The organism is Vibrio sp. 10N.222.49.C9, assembly GCF_041474985.1.
Lineage (GTDB): Bacteria > Pseudomonadota > Gammaproteobacteria > Enterobacterales > Vibrionaceae > Vibrio > Vibrio crassostreae_C.
Map to the genome: position 1 here is coordinate 1 of NZ_JBFRVD010000915.1, position 471 is coordinate 471.

Here is a 471-nt window from a genome sequence, read left to right on the forward strand (position 1 = left end):
GCCTCGCTATCATCTCTGTGCTACGTGGTATGGATGGTGGCGTGAAGCTGCTCAGTAACATAAACATGGCGATTGCTATCCTATTCCTTCTGTTAATGGCGGTGCTGAACTTCACAACAGTATTAGACTCATTCACAACAGCTGTGGTTGGTTACGTTAAAAATGCTTATGCATTGAGCCAAACCTCAGGTCGTGAAGATACTACCTTCTTGCATGGCTGGACAGTGTTCTACTGGGCTTGGTGGGTTGCTTACGCACCATTCTTTGGCATGTTTGTTGCGCGTATCTCGAAAGGACGTACCGTTCGTCAGTTCCTTGTCTATGTGTTGGTTATACCAACACTCGTAACTACAGCATGGATGTCGACGTTTGGTGGCATTGCTATCCAACAGATGATTGATAACGTGGGTATATTGGGAGCCAAACAAGCGCTTAGTGATGTCTCTTTGAGTCTCTTCTATATGCTTGAGG

At 45.9% G+C, this 471-nt stretch carries 1 protein-coding gene; it reads left to right on the forward strand.

Annotated elements, in window-relative coordinates; translation table 11 throughout:
* Nucleotides 1–471: BCCT family transporter (locus AB4585_RS26200; protein WP_372171683.1), on the forward strand; the 471-nt coding region annotated here is incomplete at both ends.